Origin of the sequence: Holdemanella porci, assembly GCF_019052655.1 — a bacterium.
GTDB lineage: Bacteria > Bacillota_I > Bacilli_A > Erysipelotrichales > Erysipelotrichaceae > Holdemanella > Holdemanella hominis.
Map to the genome: position 1 here is coordinate 1 of NZ_JAHQVB010000174.1, position 536 is coordinate 536.

The 536-nt window shown below is 32.3% G+C and carries 1 protein-coding gene; it reads right to left on the reverse strand.

What is annotated here, in order from left to right; translation table 11 throughout:
* Window positions 1-128: 128 nt before the first annotated feature.
* The coding region (locus KTQ83_RS12020; RefSeq protein ID WP_217285067.1) for a transposase at window positions 129-536 on the reverse strand (408 nt) is incomplete at its 5' end.

Here is a 536-nt window from a genome sequence, read left to right on the forward strand (position 1 = left end):
CATATCGGCATGAACCTATAGACCCCTAGATTTGTTTTTAATGATTAAAAGGATTTCAGTTATGGTTATAAAACTGAGATCCTTTTTTGTTATGTTCATTGTTCAACATTATTATAATTTTCTATTTATTACTTTTGATTTTTCTTTTTGTATGATCCACGTTTCTTTCCTTTTTTTGAAAGAATCTGATCCATAGATTTAGGAACTCCTTTTATGCTTGGATTTTTCCTTGTAGCCCATAGGATGCGATTGCGTGTATAATTGAAATCGGAGAAACCTCTGGAATCTCTTTTTAAATCTTTTGGCTTTCGATTAAAGGATTCCATTGGTCCATTGGAAAGGCGCGCGTAATATTCTTTTTCTGTACGTGCGCTTTTTCTATACACTTTTATACGGGTGAAGGAATTAACTATAGGTATAAGATTCCTTCTTAAGAAACCTGCAAAATCACGAAAGATAGACTGATCAGATTTGTCATATTTATCAATCAATGCGTTTAAATCAAGAAGAACATCGAATTCGTTATCGTATTCTGT